Genomic DNA, 18,343 nt, shown 5'->3' with positions numbered 1-18,343 from the left:
AAGCAGGTGCTGGATCCAGGCTTTAAGCCTTCAATAAATCGAGCGCTGTGGTGCAAACCGCAGCGCTTGCTTTATGCCCAATGGAGACCGTATGGAGCCTCAAGTCCATGAGACTCCCTCAACGCACCGACAAGCGGGAAGCCTTCCAGATGACGGTTCGTGACCGTCCGCGGCGCTACGGCGCTAATTGTTTTTCAGACTCTCGGGCCACCGCATCTTCATGCGGTCACGGCGGGCAAGCGCGCAAGCAATTTGTCCAGCGTGATCGGATATTCATAGACCCGCACCCCTGTCGCGTTATAGATGGCATTGGCCAACGCTGGCGCAACGCCGGTCAGACCCAGTTCGCCGACACCTTTGGCCTTGACAGGTGACATCGTGGGATCGACCTCATCAATGAAGTACGTCTCCAGATGTGGGATATCGGCGTGAACAGGAACCTCGTAGCCGGCCAGGTCATGATTGACGAAAAATCCCAGTCGCTTGTCCACCACCAGCTCTTCCGTCAGCGCTGCACCCACGCCCATGACCATGCCGCCGATGACCTGGCTACGCGCAGTCTTTGGGTTGAGGATGCGACCGGCAGCGCACACCGCAAGCATACGGCGCACGCGAACTTCGCCTGTGTAAGCGTCGACGGCAACTTCGGCGAAATGAGCGCCAAAGGTTTGCTGAGCGAACTGCTCCTTGAGGTCACCAAACTCCATGAAATCTTCCGCAATAAGGTCGCCGGAATGTGCAGCTTCACCAAGCGGGCGTGACTGGCCTCTTGCATGCACCATCCCATTGGAGAACTCGGCATCATCCTCGGAAAGTCCAAGTGCCTGGGCCACGGTTGAGCGCAGTTTCATGCATGCCGCGTAGACGCCGGCGGTGACCGAAGGTGCCCCCTGCTGCCCCCCTGAGCCAGGGCTCTCCGGGAAACTGGAATCGCCAAGCTTCGCAACAACCTGGTTGATCGACACGCCCATCACCTCTGCTGCTGTCTGGGCAACAATGGTGTAGCTCCCGGTACCGATGTCGGTCATATCGGTTTCGATCGTCACCATGCCTTTATGATCCAGGCGCGCGCGTGCAGCGGATTTTGAAATCGGCGCTCCGCGAATCGCCGAGGCCACGCCAACACCAATCAGCCACCGCCCCTCGCGCACGCTGGCGGGCTTGCTGTTGCGCTGGGACCAACTAAATCGCTCGGCTCCAGTCTTCAGGCACTCCACGAAAGGACGGGTGGAAAATGGACGCGAGGGCTTCTCTGGGTCGACCTGGGTGTCATTGAGTATCCGAAACTGCACTGGGTCCATGCCGAGCTTTTCGGCCATTTCGTCCATGGCAATCTCAAGGGCCATCATGCCTGGCGCTTCACCGGGGGCGCGCATGGCGTTGCCTTCTGCAAGGTCCAGCACAGCCAACCTCATCTGCGTCATGCGATTGGCACCGGCGTAGAGCGAGCGGGTCGACAAGGTCGTCGGCTCGGTACGTCCGCCTGCCAGGTTGCCCGACCAGCTCTCATGTCCGATGGCGGTCAGCTTCCCGTCATGCCCAGCACCAAGGCGCAACCGCTGGATGGTTGCAGGACGATGAATGGTGTTGTTGAACATCAACGGCCGCTGGAGCGTCAACTTCACCGCCCGACCCGTTGCCTTGGACGCCAGGACTGCCAGGACCAGATCTGACTGCACCGTGCCTTTGCCCCCGAAACCGCCGCCGACATAGGGTGCGGTCAAGTGGATGTTTTCCTTGGAGATGCCCAGCGCCTTTGCCAGGTCACGAAGACCCCAATTCATCTGCTAGATCGAGGTGCGACAGGTCAGGTGCCCTTGATGCCACATTGCGATCGTGGCATGGGGTTCCATCATCGCATGTGCCTGGTCCGGTGTCTTGAAGGTTGAGTCAACCTGTACCGGCGCTGCGGAAAAGGCCGCTTCGAAGTCGCCTTGCGAGGTGGATGGCGGTCCACCAAATGGCGCCTTCGGCGCAACCGGCGCCGTCGGCACTTGAGCGGCCAGGTCGAACTTCCCGTTCGTACGGACATATTCAACGCGCACCAGCGATGCAGCGGCACGCGCCTGCTCAAAGCTCGATGCCACCACAACGGCCACGGCCTGGTGGTAGTGATCCACATCGGGTGCCGCCAGGAATCGCTGCACGTAGAACTCACCTCGCCCCAGGGGCTGGGTGTTCTGGTGTGTGAGGACCGCCAGAACACCCGGTGCGGCCAATGCGCGGCGCGTATCGATTGAGGCCACGCGTCCCTTTCCTATGCTGGCGCCAACGATATAACCATAGGCGGTATTGTCCGGCACCTCCTTCCACTCGTAGGCATAGGTCGCCGTGCCGGTCACTTTCAGCGGCCCTTCTACGCGATCATGGGGCTTTCCCACGACCTTGAGCTGGTCAACCGGGTTGTTGCCGGCTGGCGTGTCGAACTTCATGGCGCTGCTCCTGCTTTCAAAGTGAGGTGAGGACTGGGCACCTTGGCAAACCGATGAGTCCCAAGAGGCCTGTCGTGCGATACACGATCCACCAAGGTCGCAAGGCATTGCATGGCCTGATGCGTTTAAGACACGTCAAACGCCAGAGTCAGCCGCGTGAGATCGCCACGCGATCCAAAGCTTGAAGGTATCGCCCAGCAGACTTGATGGTCGACCCCCGAATGAATGCAGTCAACCATGAGTGGCATCAATAGATGCATTTGGTTGATTCGCCTCCATTACGCAAAAAACTGGGGCTTCGGACGGGAATCGCGCAACGCCGCTCGTCGCTATCAAAGCGTGCACATGTCGTTGCCCTGCCCGACCGGCTGTGCAGTCTGGGATGGCCGCGATCTTCAGCTTGACCTGCCAGGCCACCAAGGTACTGGAGCCACCCGACGCCACCGTCACGCCAGCAACATGACGTCAGCACCATTCACGCCACTCAATCGACCGCCAAGTTGGATCCCGAACCGCAGGCTCCAACAACGGGTCGCACTGGAATCTCGAAGAGACCGTTTACTTCGCAGATCCGGTCAGGTTCCACCATTGGCTGAAGTGCTGCTCGCGCCCATCCAGATAGGCCGGTTCGCCGATCTCCGGGCTCCAGAGACGATAGCCGGCGTTCTGGCTCGCCGCGGTCACGCGCTTGAACGGCGCATCCCAGTCGTGCGGCGCGAGTGAGAACCTGCCGACATGGCTGGGCATCAGCACACGCGTCCGAAGGTCCTTTGCCGCCTGCGCGGCCTGCTCAGGATTCATGTGCACGTTTGCCCAGCGTGGATCGTACTGACCGGTGTCGAGCGCTGCCCAGTCGAAGGGGCCATAGCGCTTACCGATCTGGGCAAAGTGCGGCCCATAGCCCGAGTCCCCGCTGTAAAAGAGCTTGCGCTGACCGGTACTCAGCACAAAGCCAACCCACAGCGATTGATTGCGCGTGAAAGTTCGTCCTGAAAAGTGGCGTGCCGGTGTCACGTGGATCTGCAGGCCTCCCTCATCGCCAATTGTCTGGTACCAATCGGCCTCATGCACGCGCTTCATGTCGTAGCCCCAGGCCTGGAAATGGGCCCCCACACCTAGGCCCACCACCACCTGTCTCACCTTGGGTTTTAGAGCCAGGACGCTTGGATAGTCCAGATGATCGTAGTGGTCGTGGCTGATCAGCAGGAAGTCGATTGGTGGCATGTCCGCCACGTTGTAAATACTGGTGCCATCGAAGGCCGTGTTGGTCATAGGCACCGGCGAAGCACTGGAGCTGAAGACGGGGTCAATCAACACCCTGCGCCCACCCAATTGCACGAAGTAGGACGAGTGGCCGAGCCAGACGACCAGGTCCTGGGCCGGATCCAGCGCTTTCAGATCCGTCTTGACGGCCGGCAACGCGCTAGGCGGACGGGGCTGCCCATGGTTGCCAAACAAGGTCTCAGCCCACATGGACCACTCGGACTGGTCAGTGGTCTTCATGGGCGTGCTGATCTGATTGCGGAACGCGCCTTGTCGGTAGTTGGGCGAAAGCGCGATCTGATCAAGGCGCTCTCCACTTGGTAGCGCGCCAAACAGCGGTTCACGCAGATAGAGGCCCGCGCCCACTGCGCCCAACACAGCCAGGCCGATCAGGGCAATCAGCATGCGATACAGGATTCTCTTCATAAACGCCTTGTCTGTTGATGTCATAAGGTCAATGAGGGTCTTTCAACCGAGCGATCTCAATGAGAAGCGGTGAGCGCCACTGCCCATCCGATCGCAGGATGATGCAGGCTAGGACACTGCGTGGCGCTTCAATGTCTTGGTTGGCACATGCAGAGTTGGATCATGTGCGTAGGCGTCAATCGGACTATTCCCGTCAGCCAAGCCAGTGCTTCATGCGCTGGCTGTGGCGCGCCCTTCGAGCCCGGTACCGCTCTAGATGCCAAGTATTACCGGAGCGCTCCGACCCTGCGTCAGACACTCGTCGGCCGAGCCAGGCCCAGCTTTGGCTGATGCCACCGATAGCGTGGCTATGGCTCATACCTCAGTGCCGCAATCAGCAAGGCCATCGCGCCCGAGGGTTGGCGGCGACTGGGGTAGTACATATGAAGTCCAGGCCAGGGCGGACTCCAGTCTTTCATTACATGGATCAGCTGTTTGGCTGCGATATGTGGTGCAGCGATATCGTCGGGAACATAGGCGATGCCGAGTCCAGAACACGCAGCTTCCAGGCAGTCATAAATGCTGTTGTAAGTGAGTTGGCCATCCACACGAACGTTGACTTCCCTCCCGGCCTTCTCAAATTCCCAGGGCCAGATCCCACCGTGGGTGGGTAACCTCAGGTTGATGCAATTGTGATGGATCAAATCTTCGGGTTTTTTCGGGGCTGGATGGGCTTTGAAATAGGCTTTGGTGGCCACGGCGGCAAATCTGATGTCCGGGCCGATCCGCACAGCGATCATGTCCTGTGCCACGGCCTCGCCTAGGCGAACACCTGCATCGAATCGGTCAGCCGCAATATCGACCAGTCCGTTGTCGCCAAACAGCTCGATCTTGATACCCGGATACTTGGGCAGAAAGCGCTTCAGTTTCGGCGACAGGACCGATCTGATGCTGTGATCAGAGGCGGTGATGCGAATCGTGCCTGTGGGACTGTCGCGCAACTCCGACAACGCCATGATTTCCGCATCAATCTCCTCAAATCGTGGCGCAATGGTGGTGATCAGGTGTTCACCCGCCTCGGTCGGCGCCACCAGGCGCGAGCTACGTACAAGCAGCTGCACTCCCAGACTTTTCTCGAGCGCGCGCACCGCATGACTCACTGCGGACTGGGAAAGGCCCAGGTGCGCTGCGGCCCGAGTGAAGCTCCTCTCCCGGGCAACGACAATAAACGCCACCATTCCACTGAAGGATTCGCGAAGGATGTCTTCTTGCATGCAACCTGTCTCTGCGAGGGCTACCACGGGTTACAAATGCTCAAGACACCGATCAGATACTGATCGAGTGCCGCCAGGCCTGCAGCTGCGCCGCAATGGAAAGCGCGATGGCCTCGGGGCCCCGGCCGCCCAGATGGAGACCGACGGGCGAGCGTAGCCTTGGCCGCAGAAGCGCGCAATCATCAGGTGAAAGCAGCTTGAATAAGTCGTGGGAGCGTCGCTCAGGCCCGAGCAAGCCCACGAAAGCAACGGCTTTTCCAGCAAGCGCCTCCAGCGCGTCGCGGTCCATCTCAAAGTTGTGGTGCATGACCAATGCCGCGTCCGGGGGCGGCCTGCCGGACAGCGCTTCTGCAACAGACACATCCAGGCAGTGCCCCGTCTTGGCTACTGCTTTTGCACCCGCTGCGTGGCCGCACGCACGGACCCATCTGCACCGATTTCCAGCTGAAGATCCTGATAACCAGACAGCCAGGATGCCAATACATCGACCAAGCCAGTCATTGCTGGAAGCGGCAGCAGCGCGATTCGCTGGCGGCCGCGGCAGCCTACCGCAGCGCCTGAAAACAGCGCGGTGTCGTCTCGCGTATCGATTTCAAGCCACTCGATCATCCCGGATGAAAAGGCGCTAACCGCGCGACGCTGGATCTCCGGCTCCAGGCAGCCGCCGCTGATCCAGCCCACGTGATCAGCATCGGAAAACAAAGCCAGTGAACCGGAACGACTGTAAGTGGAGCCCTCGGTCTCCAGGACCACGGCCAGTGAGGCGGCGCCCCCGCCGCGGATCGCCTGGACAGCGGCGCGAATGACATGCATCGCATGCCCTTCGCTCACCTGAAAGGAGGTGTTTGCGGGTGCACCGCCTGCCCTCACCCGCTGCAGTCCATCTGCACCTGCAGCCATGGCACTGCCCTGCCCCGTACTGGTCCAGTCCGTGCTCATCAGGTGCTCCTACGCCTTGGACGTCACACGATCGCTTGAAGTCAGGCGAGCACCTTTGCCGATCAGGCCTGCCGCCAGCAAGAGCAAGGCGGCTCCACCGATCAGCGGCGCGGACACGCCGATCCCATCCAGCAGGTGTCCGCCCAGCGAGCCGCCAATCAGGATGGCCGATTGCACCGAGGCGACGAAGAGACCACCACCGCTCTCTGGCGCATCGCTGATCTCCCTGGCAAGCCACGTGGACCAGCACACGGGAATCGCAGCATTCAGCGCGCCCCAGGCCACCATCAGAGCTGCAACGACCCAGACGACATGGCCCAAAGCCGCCATCCCCGCGGTGGCAAGCGCAAGTGCAACGGGCAGCCAGAAAAGAAGCCGGTACAGATGCCCTTTCTGCAGCAATGCGCTAGCGAAATGCGTCCCGGCAAAGCCTGCCACGCCAAGACCGAGCAACAGCAGGGAAAGCTGATTGGGGTTGACGCCGGTGGCCTGCTCCAGGAACGGGCGGAAATAGGTGAATGCACCAAATGCACCTGCAAAGGTCAGCATCACCGCGACCATGCCGATCAAGACATTTCCGCGTTTCAGCAAGCCGAACATGCGCGTCACCGGAATAGCCGCGCGGGGAGGCATCGACGGCAGACGCTTGAACTGCCAGAAAAGATTCAGCAACGCCAGCGGCACCAGGCCCATGAACACCAACCGCCATCCGAAATGCCCGCCAAGAAAGGCGCCGATTGGCGCGGCGAACGCGGTGGCAATCGCATTGCCCATGAAAATGAAGCCCAGCGACTGAGGCACCTTGTCCGGCGGTACAAGCCGTATGACGGTGGCGGTGGCCAGCGACCAGAATCCACCCACGGCGACGCCGAGCAGGGCGCGCGCAGCCATCAGGACCACAAAGCTCGGCGCGACGGAAATCAAGATCAGCGAGAGCAACATGAGGCAGGTCATGGACATCAGCACGCGCCGGACGTCAAAACGTCCTGCTATCGGGGCAATAAAGATGCTTGCCAGGACTGCGAAAAAGCCAGAAATCGAGATCGCCTGACCAGCCATGCCCTGGGTCGCATGCAGGTCCTCTGCAATGGGCGTCAGCAAGCTGACCGGCATGAATTCAGACGCGATCAGCAGCGCCACACAAAAAGCCATCGATCCGATGGCGCCGCCTACCTGGCGCGCTGACTGCACGGATGCAGTCGTTGAGTCTGTCATGATCACCACCACTAGATATCGGAAAGCAGCGCACACCTCCTGCTGCGGGGCAGAAGCTAGCGAGTGTTTTGAAAAGACCAAGCGCCAAACCTGGAACAAGTCACCGTCCGGCGGCGTAGCAACGCCCGCAAGCGGTCGCGTCTGTGGTCAAAATCATAGCGACTCATACGCGGTCAACAAGACGTGCAAGTCGATTGGATCAATGAATCATGCTGATCAATCGACCCATCCATCAATCGATGGATTACTAAAAGACCAGGTACGTGTGCCTGGAGCCCTCGCACTTGCTCTGGTGTGGACGTGTCGTGGCCGCCACACAACCTACGGGCGCCTGATGCGCGCCCAGGAACACTTGAACCAAGGATCCCGCGCGGCACCCTAGCCAGTTGAGCGCACCTCAACCACGGGCCTGGCCTGGCTGTTGCACAAGCCGGACGTGACCGCCGCCATCGGCGGTTCGCGCACACGCCAGCAGCTGCAGGACAACCTCAACGCACTCAAGCTTAAGCTGGATCAGCAGACCCTGGAGCGGCTGGACACCATCTGGCCAGGCCCCGGTGGCGAGGCGCCGCAAGCCTACGCTGCGTCGCACGCGCAGTAACCTGACCTGATGGATCGGCCCTGGACACATGAGGCCGGCCAGCACCGCGGCGGGTGTATGCCTGATGATGGCTGGCGGGCTCCATATAGCGGCCTGAAGCCGGCAAACCCTGCGTCAGGCGGCGGCGCCTTCCAGCGAGGCCATGTCGATCACGAAACGATAGCGGACATCCGCTCGCTCCATGCGCTCAAAGGCCTCGTTGATCTGCTGAATGGCGATGGTCTCGCACTCGGGCAGGATGTTCTTCTCCGCGCAGAAATCCAGCATCTCCTGGGTCTGGGCAATGCCGCCCACCGGCGAGCCGGTGATCTTGCGGCGCCCGAACAGCACCGGCGCACTGTTGAAGGCCTCCATCGGGCCGATCTGGCCCACGATCACCAGCGTGCCGTTGATGTCCAGCAACGGGATGTACGGCGACAGATCGTGCTTGACCGGGATGGTGTCAATGATCACGTCAAAGGCGTTGGCCGCTGCGGCCATGGACTCGGGATTGGACGACAGCAGGAACGCCTCGGCGCCCAGTTCGGCAGCATCGGCGGCCTTGTCGGCCGACCGGCTGATCATGGTCACCTTGGCCCCCATGCCGCGCGCCAGCTTGACACCCATGTGGCCCAGGCCACCCAGCCCGATCACGCCAACGCGGGTACCGGGCCCGACATTGGTAGCGCGCAGCGGGGTATAGCAGGTGATGCCGGCACACAGCAGCGGCGCGACGCGACCGGTGTCCAGGCTGGTCGGGACCCGCAGCACGAAGCTTTCGCGCACCACGATGGTCTTGGAGTAGCCGCCGAAGGTCGGCTGGCCGTCGATGCGGTCCTGCCCGTTGTACGTCACGGTCACCCCTTCGCGGCAGAGCGTCTCTTCATGCGCCTGGCACTGATCGCAATGCCCGCAACTGTCCACCAGGCAGCCCACGGCCACCAGGTCGCCCACTTGATAGGCATTGACGCCCTCGCCGACCGCCGCGACCTTGCCAACGATCTCATGGCCCGGCACGCACGGATAGATGGTTTGGGCCCACTCCCAGTCACCGCGGGTCTGGTGCAGGTCTGAGTGACACACGCCGCAATACAGGATGTCGATGGAGACGTCGTCGCGACGCAGAGCACGGCGCTCGAATGAGAAAGGCGCCATGCCCGACTGCGCGGACTGGGCGGCATAACCAGTGATTTTCATTTTTTGAACCTTGGATTGGGTAAGGGAAAGGAAGTAAGTCATCCGGGAAAGGCATGGCGCCGGTTGCTGGCAACGATCACCATCGAGCCGGCCACGGCCAGCAGTGCAAGCACCTGCAAGCCCTGCACTCCGCCCCAGCCCAGCAGCGTCCCGCCCACCGCGCCACCAGCGAAGATTCCGAGGTTGTAGATGGTGGTGAGCATCGCAGTGGCCAGTTCGGCCTGCCCGCTCGCAACCTGCCCGGTGGACGCCTGGAACACCGTCGGCAAGCCACCAAAAGACAGGCCCCACATCAACAGCGCAGCGCTGGCCGCCCACGCGGTCGGGCCAGCCAGCAGTCCACCGATCACCGCTGCACCACACCCCAGCGCGCAGAGCGCCAGCAAGCGTCCGCGCTGGTCGACCAGGCGTCCGGCCAGCACCACGCCAAACACAGCGCCCAGCCCAAACAACAAGAGACCGCGGCCAACGCCACCGGGCAGCTGCAGGGCATCGGCGAGCGGTGCCATGTACGTGTACAGCGCGTAATGACCGGTCATGGCCAGGAACGTCGCACACAGGATCGGGCGCAAGCCTGGCGTGCGCAGGACGTGCCACGCTGAGCCGCTCGCATCTGCGCACGGCCCCTTCTGGGCCTGCTGCTGGACCGCCGGCACCGCCAGCAAGACCCAGCCGATCACCAGTAGCGCCAGCGCCGAGAGCGCAGCATAGGTCGCATGCCAGCCCAGGACCTCGCCCAGCAAGGTACCCAGCGGCAGGCCGGCGACCATTGCCACCGTGCTGCCAGCCAGCGTGATGGCGACGGCCCGACCCATCTGCGCCGGGGACACCAGGCGAATCGCGTATCCACAGATCACCGGCCAGACCACGCCGGCCGCGATCCCGGCAACAATGCGCGACGCCAGCGTCAGGGCATAGGCATTGGACAGCGCGGTCATCGCATTGGCTGCAGCAAATATCAGCACCAGCACGATGTACAACGGCCTGCGTGGCAGACGCCGCGTCAACGCGACGACCGGGATGGCGACTGCAGCCGAGGCCAGCGCATAGGCCGATACCAGCAGGCCAATAGACGCCGGGGTTGCCTCCAGGCTTTGGCTCATCGCTGGCAGCAGGGCCGCCGGCATGGTTTCGGTGAGGATGGTCAGGAACGCCGTGGTCGACAAGGCCAGCAGTCCGGCCAACGGCATTGGCGAGGCGGCCTTGCCTGCATTGTGCTTTTCGCGATTATCAGCCTGGAGCATTGTCATCCATCTGGGAACATCACCGCGAACACAAGACAACCCCGGCGTGCTCAAGCGGGCGCCGATCTTCGTCTCACGCAGTAATAGGAGGTGCAATGCTAAGGGGCGCCTCTCAGCTCAGTAAGGTGCAAGCCCCGCTAGCAACCATGAGCAGCATCCATTAATCACGCCAAGCAATCAGTCTTCATAGCGTAAAGAACCGACAAACGCTTCCGCCGCACGCGAGGATTGGCGCTGCTTGCTGTAATAGAGGTGGTAGCCAGTCGACTTATGCCACCAGGTCTTGAGCACCGGGATCAAGGCGCCGCTGGCCACATGTGCGGCCACCAGGTCTTCGGGCACATAGGCCAGCCCGAAACCATCCAGCGCGGCCTGCACCATCTGGCTGATCCTGTTGAACACCAATCGCCCCTCAACGCGCACGCTGGTCGTGCGCGCTCCTTTTTTTAGCTCCCACGCGTACAGATTCCCGTGCGTGGGAAGGCGCAGGTTGATGCAGTCGTGGTCGACCAGTTCCTGCGGCATCGAAGGCATCGGGTGAGAGGCGAAGTAGGCCGGAGCGCCTACCATGGCCAGCCGCATGTCTGGAGCGATGCGGACCGAGATCATGTCGTGGGCGACGGCGTTGCCAAGACGCACGCCGAAATCAAAGCGACCCTGCACGATATCTTTCAGCGCATAGTCGACGTCAAGTTCGATCGCAACCTTGGGATACTCGGCCAAAAAAGCCCTGAGCTTGGGCCAGATCACCGTTTCAATCGCATGATCGGTAGCCGTGACCCGGATGGTCCCCGCAGTTACATCGCGCAGTTCACGGACTGCGCGCAATTCTTCTTCGATCCCCTTGAGCCTTGGCGTTGCCACTGCGAGCAGTCGCTCCCCGGCCTCGGTGACCGATACGCTGCGTGTGGTGCGGGTCAGCAGGCGCACGCCAATGCTGGCTTCCAGTCGGCGAATCGTGTAGCTGAGCAGCGATTGCGAAATGCCAAGTTGCGCAGCGGCCTTGGTGAAGTTGCGCTCACGCGCGACCGCGGCCAAGGCCAGAAGATCGCTGTAGTGCTCTTTGGGCATCGAGGCTTGGCCGTCCAGTAAGTCGGAGTGCCCTGCTGCAACGTCAGGGGCGGTGGGCAGCATAAATCATGTTCAATTCCGACACGCTGCATGGGTGAGTGTTGTCACTTCCGTCCTGCATGTGCGGATGAAACGCGCCGCCGCGCCCAGCGCGCCGGCGCTCGTGGGTGGTCTGACTTTCGCTCAACGCGCCTCTGGTCCGGCCACGCGAGCCACTTAAAAACATCACACCAGCCTGCGCGCGGGTGAAGCCGCCTCGGCGTCTGGAACCGCGACGGCCTGATGATGGGTCCGGCCACCGCGACCAATCTGGCTTGGCGGTGAAGCCGCGGCCCGGCTAGGCATTCCTGATCGCGAAAGATCCACCAGGGTTGGGCAGTCAAGGCACTACCTGGACGACGTCCTGGCCGAGACCCGGACGTCAGATCATCTGCCTGCGCGCAGTGCTGCATTGCTTTTTGTGCATGGAGCTACGCTGAGTACCGTGCCTCGCGCCATGCCACCAGCGGCGCGAAGGTGGTGCTTACAGCGCAGCGCCATCAACCTGTGGCTGTGGCCGTTGTTCCTGTGGCGCCAGGCCTGCTTTGGTCAGGATTTCCGGTCGGCAACAACCTGGTCCAACGCGACGCGGGCGCGCTGACCATAGGCCTTGTTGGCACCATCAAGCACTTGGACCACTTGCTGCAGCTGGGCTTCGCTCAGGCCCACGTTGAAGCTGCTGGCCACGTGCGAGCGCAACTGCGACTCCACGCCCTCAAGCGCGGCCAGCATGCTCACGGTGGCGATTTCGCGAGATGACCAGTCAAGGTTGTCGCGCTCGAAAATGTCGCCGAACAGATGCACCTGCAGATACTGGTTGGCAACCGGGGCGAAGTCGAACAGCGGGCCGGCCACCGGCTTGCCCACGATCCTGGTCTGGTTGGCGGTGCCAGCCTTGAGCAAAGCGTCGCCCTGCGGGATGGGCTTGCTGGGCTCCCGGCCCGGCGCGTCGTCAATGCCCCGCTGCTTACGGGCATCGACGACCTTCATCAGCTGACCAAGCGCGTTGAGGCTGCGCGGGAACCCGGCATAGGCATAGACCTGGACCAGGATCTCACGGGTATCGCTGATACTCAGGCCGGCGTCCAGGCCTTTTTCGAGCGCTGGCTCGAGTCCGGCCATGTCGCCTACTGCTGCAGCCGCGGCGATCGGGACAATGGCGCGTTGCTGTTCGCTCAGCTGCTGGGCGGCGTCTGTACTTGAATCGGTCATCATGGGAAAAGTGTGCTCCAGAGGACTTGCCGCCGCTGTAAGACTCAAGGCGGTGGCGTAGAAGATCAGCGCCGCGAGGGCGGCGCCATACCACTTATCTGGCCTGATATTGCGCATCGGTCACCGGCTCCATCCAGGTCACATTCTGTCCTTCGCTCGCGCCCGAGACGGCCAAGTGGGACATGGCCGTGCCGGGGGCAGCCCCATGCCAGTGCTTCACCCCTGGCGGGCACCACACCACGTCGCCAGGGTGGACTTCCTGCATCGGCTTGCCCCACTCCTGCACGTATCCCACGCCAGACTCGATCACCAGCTGCTGGCCGGCCGGATGGACGTGCCAGTGGGAACGTGCGCCCGGCTCGAAAGTCACCATGGCACCAGAGGCGCTGATGCCATTGCTTGCGGGCCACAGCATGTCCAGCCGCACGCGGCCGGTGAAGTACTGGGCAGGCGCGCTTTTGGATCCCTGGGTGCCGACGCGTGTGATCTGCTGGGTCGCGGTGGAAGGGGCAGGCTCGGCGGCGCCGGCCGTTAGGGAACCAACGGACAGCAGCACGGCGGACAGCAGCATATTGAAATGCTTCATCACTTCACCTCATTGATCTGCGATGGATGGATGCGCCTCAAGTGCCCTGTCCGACACCTGCCAGGTACTGCTCACCGGTGACCGGTTCCATCCACTCCACCGCTTTGCCATCCAGCGACTCAGTGACCGCGATGTGGGTCATGCCGGTGGTGGGGCTTGCACCGTGCCAGTGCCGATGCCCGGACGGGCACACGATGGTGTCACCAGGGCGAATCTCCACGATCGGGCCGTGCTCGCACTGGGTCCAGCCCAGGCCGGCAGTGACGATCAGGATTTGACCAAGCGGATGGGTGTGCCACACCGTACGCGCCCCTGGTTCAAAGGTGACCGCTGCACATCCGACGCGGCCCGGCTCCTTGGCCGAGGCAAGCATGTCAATGCGGACATTGCCGGTGAAGTACTCGGCGGGCCCTTTGGCGGAAGGCGTTGAGCCAGCTCGCTTGAGTTCCATTGTATTTCCTCAGTTTCAGGGGAGTGGGTTGCGCAAACCCGCACCGGGTACGCATGGGGCACCTGCGTGCCCACCAGACAGAAGGTCCATCAGCCATCGAGCGGGCGTAACCGGCAGACCCTAGGCACAAACTTAGACCCAGGGGACGCACATGTCATGACGCAAAGTCGAAACACCGACATGAGCTGCATTCATCAATCCCCTGCCCCCGTTACTCAACTCCCGCCGAGGGCTTGTCTTAAACCGGCTATCAGGAGCGCCATCGCACCGGAGGGCTGGCGGCGGCTCGGATAGTAGAGGTGATATCCCGGCCAGGGTGGGCTCCAGTCGCTCAGCGCCTGGACCAGCCGACCATCGGCCAGATGTTGGAGGATCAAGACTTCCGGGACGTAGGCGATGCCAAGATGTGCCACTGCGCCGTCAATGCAATCGTAGATGTCGTTGCAGATCAGCCGTCCCTGCACCCGGATGTTGAGCGTGCGGCCTGCTTTTTCGAACTCCCAGGGCCAGAGTCCCTGATGGGTTGGAAGCCTGATATTGATACAGCTGTGGTCGACCAGATCGCCTGGTTTCTTCGGTGGCGCATGGGCTGCGAAATACTCGGGAGATGCCACGAGCGAAAACTTCATGTCAGGGCCGATCCTGACGGCAATCATGTCCTGTGCAATCGCCTCTCCCAGCCGTACCCCTGCATCAAAGCCATCGGCCACGATATCGACCAGGCTGTTGTCAGCATGCAGCTCGATCGAAATGCCGGGATGCTGTCGCAGTAGTTGCGCCACGCGGGGCGCCAGGATCGTGCGAATGGCGTCGGCAGGGGCTGAGATCCTGATGGTGCCGGTCGGGGTGTCTCTGAGCTCGGAAACTTCAACAATCGCCGAATCAATATCCTTGAAACGCGGGGCAATCCCACGAAACAGGCGCTCACCTGCTTCGGTCGGCACCACGCCGCGCGCGTTTCTGGCGAGCAATTGCGCACCGAGCTCGCTCTCCAGCCCTCGAACCGAATGGCTGATCGCCGATTGCGACACGCCGATGCGCGCCGCGGCACGAGTGAAGCTGCGTTCTTCAACCACTGCAATGAACGCGGTCAATCCACTGAACGAAAACCTCAGCAGCTCGCTTTCCATCGATGCGGCGGCGGGTTGCTTCCGCGCGCCTTTCATCCGGAGTTTTCGCTCGATGCGAGCGTTGATGGTGCTGGCGTCACCTCGTAGCGCAGCCAAACCACGCCTGCGGTAAGCGTGCGGGTTTGGGTGTGGACCAGGCAGCGCCCGGCTGCCGGATGCTCGTCCGCCCCCCCGCGGTAGTCGAAGATGCACGGGGTGCCAGCCAGTCCGTCGATGCCTGGATAGATCAACAGACTGACCTCATCGATAAGGCACTCCTTGAGAAATGACCCGTTGATGGCGCCGCCGCCCTCAAGCAACAGCACAGATACCTCGAACATTGCCCGGATCTGCTCGAGCGCATGCGCCAGGCTGCCGAACAGATAGGACACCCCGAGCCGCCGCAGCTCCTGCAGGTAGTCCTCTGAAACCTCCTCTGACAGCAGCGCCACCACGTGTGCACCTTCGGCATCGTCACTCTCATACCGCAGCTTGCCGCCGGGATCGGCCACGATCGCAAGCTGGCGCCCCCGGGGGCGGCCGACGAAGGGCTGAAGCCGCGTTTGCGCCTGGCCGCCGGTCGAGGGCGCGTCCTGGCGCACTCCCTTGAACTCGGCCATGGTCGCGCGACCGACGATGAAGCCCTGCGCACCGAGCTGCGAAGCCGTGTCCTCATAGACGCTGGTGACGATGTCCGGGGCAACACCGGGGGCCGGTGGCGTCCAGCGCTGCACCAGCAAGCGGCCGTCGATGGAGCTGATCATGTGACAGATGATCCTGGGGCGCATTGCAGTTTGTCCTGTTCCGATGGCGGCGATGAGGGTGCCGCCCACTCCTCGTACTTCAGTCGATGCGGATCACCAGCTTGCCGAAATGCCCAGCAGCGTCGAGGTGCTTCAAAGCATCGATGGCCTGGTCAAACCGAACACCTGATCCACCACTGGCTTGATGCCAGCTCCGGCGATGAAGCCAGCCAGATCCTCGAGCATCTTGCGACTGCCGACGTTCACCCCAGACAGGCGCCGTGAACCCGGCACCAGCTGGAACGGCGCGAACTTCCCTGCAAAGCCGCTAACGCCACCGATCACGGCCACGTTGCCGCCCGGTGCGGTTGCCTGCACAGAGCGCTCCAAGGTGTTCTCACCTCCGACTTCCACCACCAGGTCCACGCCGCGGCCGCCGGTAAAACGCAGGACTTCATCCTGCCACTCCGGATTGCTCCGGTAATTGATGGTGTGCTGCGCGCCAAGTGCACGGGCACGCTCTAGCTTGGCATCGCTCCACGAGGTGATGATGGTGCGCAGGCCGGCGGCATGGGCCAGCTGCAGGGCGAAGATCGAGACGCCGCCGGTGCCCAGCAGCAGCACCGTCTCACCTGGCCGCAGCGCGCTACTGACAAACAGCGCGTTCCAGGCTGTCACACCGGCACAGGGCAGCGTGGCCGCCTCAACATCGGTCAGCTCCGGCGGCACCCGCACCAAGGAATGCGCAGGCAGGGTGACTTCCTGGGCCAACATGCCGTCCTGGTAGGCGCCTAGCGGCGCCCTGCAGTTCTCGGCAGTCGGCCGGCCATCGTTCCAGTGTGGGAAGAACGACGCAGCGACTCGGTCGCCCGCCTTCACCTCGGTGACTGCCGATCCAACGGCGATCACTTCCCCGGCACCATCAGAACATGGGATGACCTTGCGATCCCCGCCCACGCCATAACGACCACGCACCAGCATCAGGTCCCGGTAATTGAGCGATACAGCGCGCACACGCACGCGGACATCGTTGTGACCAAGCGCGGCAGCCTGCTCCTCATAGCGCTGCAACCCTTCAATCTGACTGCCCGGGGTGACGCGATAAACCTGCATGTTGGTACTCCTGTTGCTTAGAAATGGGGGAGCCTGAGCTCCCCATTTACGCGAGCACCGCTGCTGCAGCCCGCGCAAAGACTGTCATCCTCTAGCTCAGCGCATCTGCAACTGCACCGGCGTCGGGTTGGCCGGATCGGTACTGGCACGCAGCTTCTCCACGTCCTTTGCGTCGACCTTGCCGCCATCGTTGCCCCATGAGGTGCGCACGAAGCTCACCACCTCGGCGATCTCGGCATCGGACAACTGCTTGCGGAAGGGCGGCATCCGGTAGGCGTCCGGCACATTGGCAGCCACGATGCGGTCCGATCCATTGAGGGTCACGTTGATCTGCGAATCGCCGGCCTCCACCATCGAGGAGGTGGCGCCGGCCAGCGGCGGAATCCATGGGGCCTGGCCGCGACCATCGACGCCATGACAGGAGCTGCAGCGCGCCATGAAGGTCTGCGCACCTGGGTGCTGACTCCGTTGGGCCAGGCCCAGTGCCTGGTTGCTGGAGGCATCGTATTGATACGCAGCGCCGTCCTTGGAAGGATCGGCCGGAAGCGTCTTTAGATAGTGCGAAACCGCGCGTAGATCCTGGTCGGTCAAGTACTGCAGCGAATTGTTGAAGGCTTCGGTCATCGAGCCAAATACCACCGCATGCTTGTTTCGCCCGGTCTTGAGGAACTGGAACATGTCGTCCTCGGCCCAGGTGCCTATCCCACGCTTGGCATCGCCGCGCAGGTTGGGCGCGTACCAGCCATCAAGCAGTGCCCCGGAGAGGAAGTCCGGATCGGCAGCATGCAGACCCTGCTCATTGAACGCCAGGCCGCGAGGCGTATGGCAGCTACCGCAATGGCCCGGACCTTCGACGATGTACGCACCACGATTCCACTGCGCGTCTTTCCCCTCAACCGGCTTGTAGCTTCCCGATTCCGTGAAGACGCCACTCCACAACGCCAGCGGCCAACGCATGTTCAGGGGCCATTTGATGCCGGTGGATTCGTTCTCACGACGCACTGGCTTGACGCCGTGCATGAAGTAGGCGTACAGCGCGGTCACGTCCTGGTCGGACAGCTTGGCGTAAGACGGATACGGCATGGCCGGATAAAGGCGATGCCCATCCTTGGCGACCCCGTGGCGCAAAGCCCGGTCGAAGTCGGCCAGGCTGTACTGGCCAATACCAGTGTCCTTGTCGGGCGTGATATTGGTCGTGGTAATGGTGCCAAGTGGGCTTTCCATGCCCAGCCCGCCGGTGAACGGCGCATGGCCCGGCGTGCTGTGGCAGGCGACGCAGTCGGACAGTCGCGCGACGTATTCGCCCTGGCGCAACAGCGCGGGGGATGGGGCCTGGTTACTGGCCATCGCCTGGCCATCGAAGGCTGAAGCAGGCGTGCGGTTAACATACCAGGCCACCAGGACGGCAGCGACCACGCAGGCAAGCAGCAGATATTTGAGCTTTTTCAAGATTGCTCCATCTCATGAAGA

Annotated in this window: 16 protein-coding genes and 1 pseudogene; 1 reads left to right on the top strand and 16 read right to left on the bottom strand. The window is 62.2% G+C overall.

What is annotated here, in order from left to right:
• Nucleotides 1–218: 218 nt before the first annotated feature.
• The 6 genes and pseudogenes from paoC to ACCQ01_RS11230 all read right to left on the bottom strand — a co-directional run bounded on the left by paoC (nucleotide 219) and on the right by ACCQ01_RS11230 (nucleotide 7,528).
• Nucleotides 219–2,432, bottom strand: a pseudogene (gene paoC, locus ACCQ01_RS11255) (aldehyde oxidoreductase molybdenum-binding subunit PaoC).
• Nucleotides 2,433–2,990: 558 nt separating this feature from the next.
• A complete protein-coding gene (locus ACCQ01_RS11250; RefSeq protein WP_228434228.1) occupies nucleotides 2,991–4,121 on the bottom strand; it encodes an MBL fold metallo-hydrolase in 1,131 nt (376 codons plus the stop codon).
• A gap of 347 nt (nucleotides 4,122–4,468) precedes the next feature.
• Complete coding sequence (locus ACCQ01_RS11245; protein WP_228434244.1) at nucleotides 4,469–5,362, bottom strand: LysR family transcriptional regulator; 894 nt, start codon at nucleotides 5,360–5,362, stop codon at nucleotides 4,469–4,471.
• Between the two features lie 64 nt (nucleotides 5,363–5,426).
• Nucleotides 5,427–5,735 carry an XdhC family protein gene (locus ACCQ01_RS11240; protein WP_323370347.1) on the bottom strand — a complete coding sequence of 103 codons (309 nt, stop codon included), beginning with the start codon at nucleotides 5,733–5,735 and terminating at the stop codon, nucleotides 5,427–5,429.
• Nucleotides 5,736–5,758: 23 nt separating this feature from the next.
• Nucleotides 5,759–6,313, bottom strand: coding sequence for an XdhC family protein (locus ACCQ01_RS11235; RefSeq protein WP_228434229.1), 555 nt, complete (start codon nucleotides 6,311–6,313; stop codon nucleotides 5,759–5,761).
• Nucleotides 6,314–6,322: 9 nt separating this feature from the next.
• Nucleotides 6,323–7,528, bottom strand: coding sequence for an MFS transporter (locus tag ACCQ01_RS11230; RefSeq protein ID WP_228434230.1), 1,206 nt, complete (start codon nucleotides 7,526–7,528; stop codon nucleotides 6,323–6,325).
• Between the two features lie 436 nt (nucleotides 7,529–7,964).
• Between ACCQ01_RS11230 and ACCQ01_RS11225 the strand changes: the two genes are divergently transcribed.
• Complete coding sequence (locus tag ACCQ01_RS11225) at nucleotides 7,965–8,129, top strand: hypothetical protein (RefSeq protein WP_372358878.1); 165 nt, start codon at nucleotides 7,965–7,967, stop codon at nucleotides 8,127–8,129.
• Between the two features lie 114 nt (nucleotides 8,130–8,243).
• Here the strand turns inward: ACCQ01_RS11225 and ACCQ01_RS11220 are convergent, their stop codons facing one another.
• The 10 genes from ACCQ01_RS11220 to ACCQ01_RS11175 form a co-directional block, all read right to left on the bottom strand.
• The gene (locus ACCQ01_RS11220; RefSeq protein ID WP_228434231.1) at nucleotides 8,244–9,305 is read right to left on the bottom strand and encodes an NAD(P)-dependent alcohol dehydrogenase; all 1,062 of its coding nucleotides are present in this window, start codon (nucleotides 9,303–9,305) and stop codon (nucleotides 8,244–8,246) included.
• Between the two features lie 38 nt (nucleotides 9,306–9,343).
• Nucleotides 9,344–10,549 carry an MFS transporter gene (locus ACCQ01_RS11215; protein ID WP_228434232.1) on the bottom strand — a complete coding sequence of 402 codons (1,206 nt, stop codon included), beginning with the start codon at nucleotides 10,547–10,549 and terminating at the stop codon, nucleotides 9,344–9,346.
• Between the two features lie 177 nt (nucleotides 10,550–10,726).
• Nucleotides 10,727–11,620, bottom strand: a complete 894-nt coding sequence (locus ACCQ01_RS11210; RefSeq protein ID WP_228434247.1) for a LysR family transcriptional regulator — start codon at nucleotides 11,618–11,620, stop codon at nucleotides 10,727–10,729.
• Nucleotides 11,621–12,208: 588 nt separating this feature from the next.
• On the bottom strand, nucleotides 12,209–12,988 hold the full coding sequence (locus tag ACCQ01_RS11205) for a carboxymuconolactone decarboxylase family protein (RefSeq protein WP_323370348.1): 780 nt from the start codon (nucleotides 12,986–12,988) through the stop codon (nucleotides 12,209–12,211).
• Nucleotides 12,966–13,457 carry a (R)-mandelonitrile lyase gene (locus tag ACCQ01_RS11200; protein ID WP_228434233.1) on the bottom strand — a complete coding sequence of 164 codons (492 nt, stop codon included), beginning with the start codon at nucleotides 13,455–13,457 and terminating at the stop codon, nucleotides 12,966–12,968. The genes ACCQ01_RS11205 and ACCQ01_RS11200 overlap by 23 nt, the downstream gene beginning before the upstream one ends.
• Before the next feature lie 37 nt (nucleotides 13,458–13,494).
• Complete coding sequence (locus tag ACCQ01_RS11195) at nucleotides 13,495–13,908, bottom strand: (R)-mandelonitrile lyase (RefSeq protein WP_228434234.1); 414 nt, start codon at nucleotides 13,906–13,908, stop codon at nucleotides 13,495–13,497.
• Between the two features lie 215 nt (nucleotides 13,909–14,123).
• Nucleotides 14,124–15,026, bottom strand: coding sequence for a LysR family transcriptional regulator (locus ACCQ01_RS11190; protein WP_323370349.1), 903 nt, complete (start codon nucleotides 15,024–15,026; stop codon nucleotides 14,124–14,126).
• Nucleotides 15,027–15,070: 44 nt separating this feature from the next.
• Nucleotides 15,071–15,781: a dihydrofolate reductase family protein gene (locus tag ACCQ01_RS11185; protein WP_372358877.1), complete on the bottom strand. Its 711-nt coding sequence runs from the start codon at nucleotides 15,779–15,781 to the stop codon at nucleotides 15,071–15,073.
• A gap of 132 nt (nucleotides 15,782–15,913) precedes the next feature.
• On the bottom strand, nucleotides 15,914–16,951 hold the full coding sequence (locus ACCQ01_RS11180) for a zinc-dependent alcohol dehydrogenase family protein (RefSeq protein WP_228434237.1): 1,038 nt from the start codon (nucleotides 16,949–16,951) through the stop codon (nucleotides 15,914–15,916).
• 18 nt (nucleotides 16,952–16,969) lie between these two features.
• Nucleotides 16,970–18,322: a c-type cytochrome gene (locus ACCQ01_RS11175; protein WP_228434238.1), complete on the bottom strand. Its 1,353-nt coding sequence runs from the start codon at nucleotides 18,320–18,322 to the stop codon at nucleotides 16,970–16,972.
• Between the last annotated feature and the right edge of the window lie 21 nt (nucleotides 18,323–18,343).

The sequence above is a fragment of the Xanthomonas sp. NCPPB 4037 genome (assembly GCF_041475695.2).
In the GTDB taxonomy this organism is placed as follows: Bacteria; Pseudomonadota; Gammaproteobacteria; order Xanthomonadales; family Xanthomonadaceae; genus Xanthomonas; species Xanthomonas campestris.
Note: the sequence above shows the minus strand (reverse complement) of the source record. Positions and strands in the feature narration are given on the sequence as shown.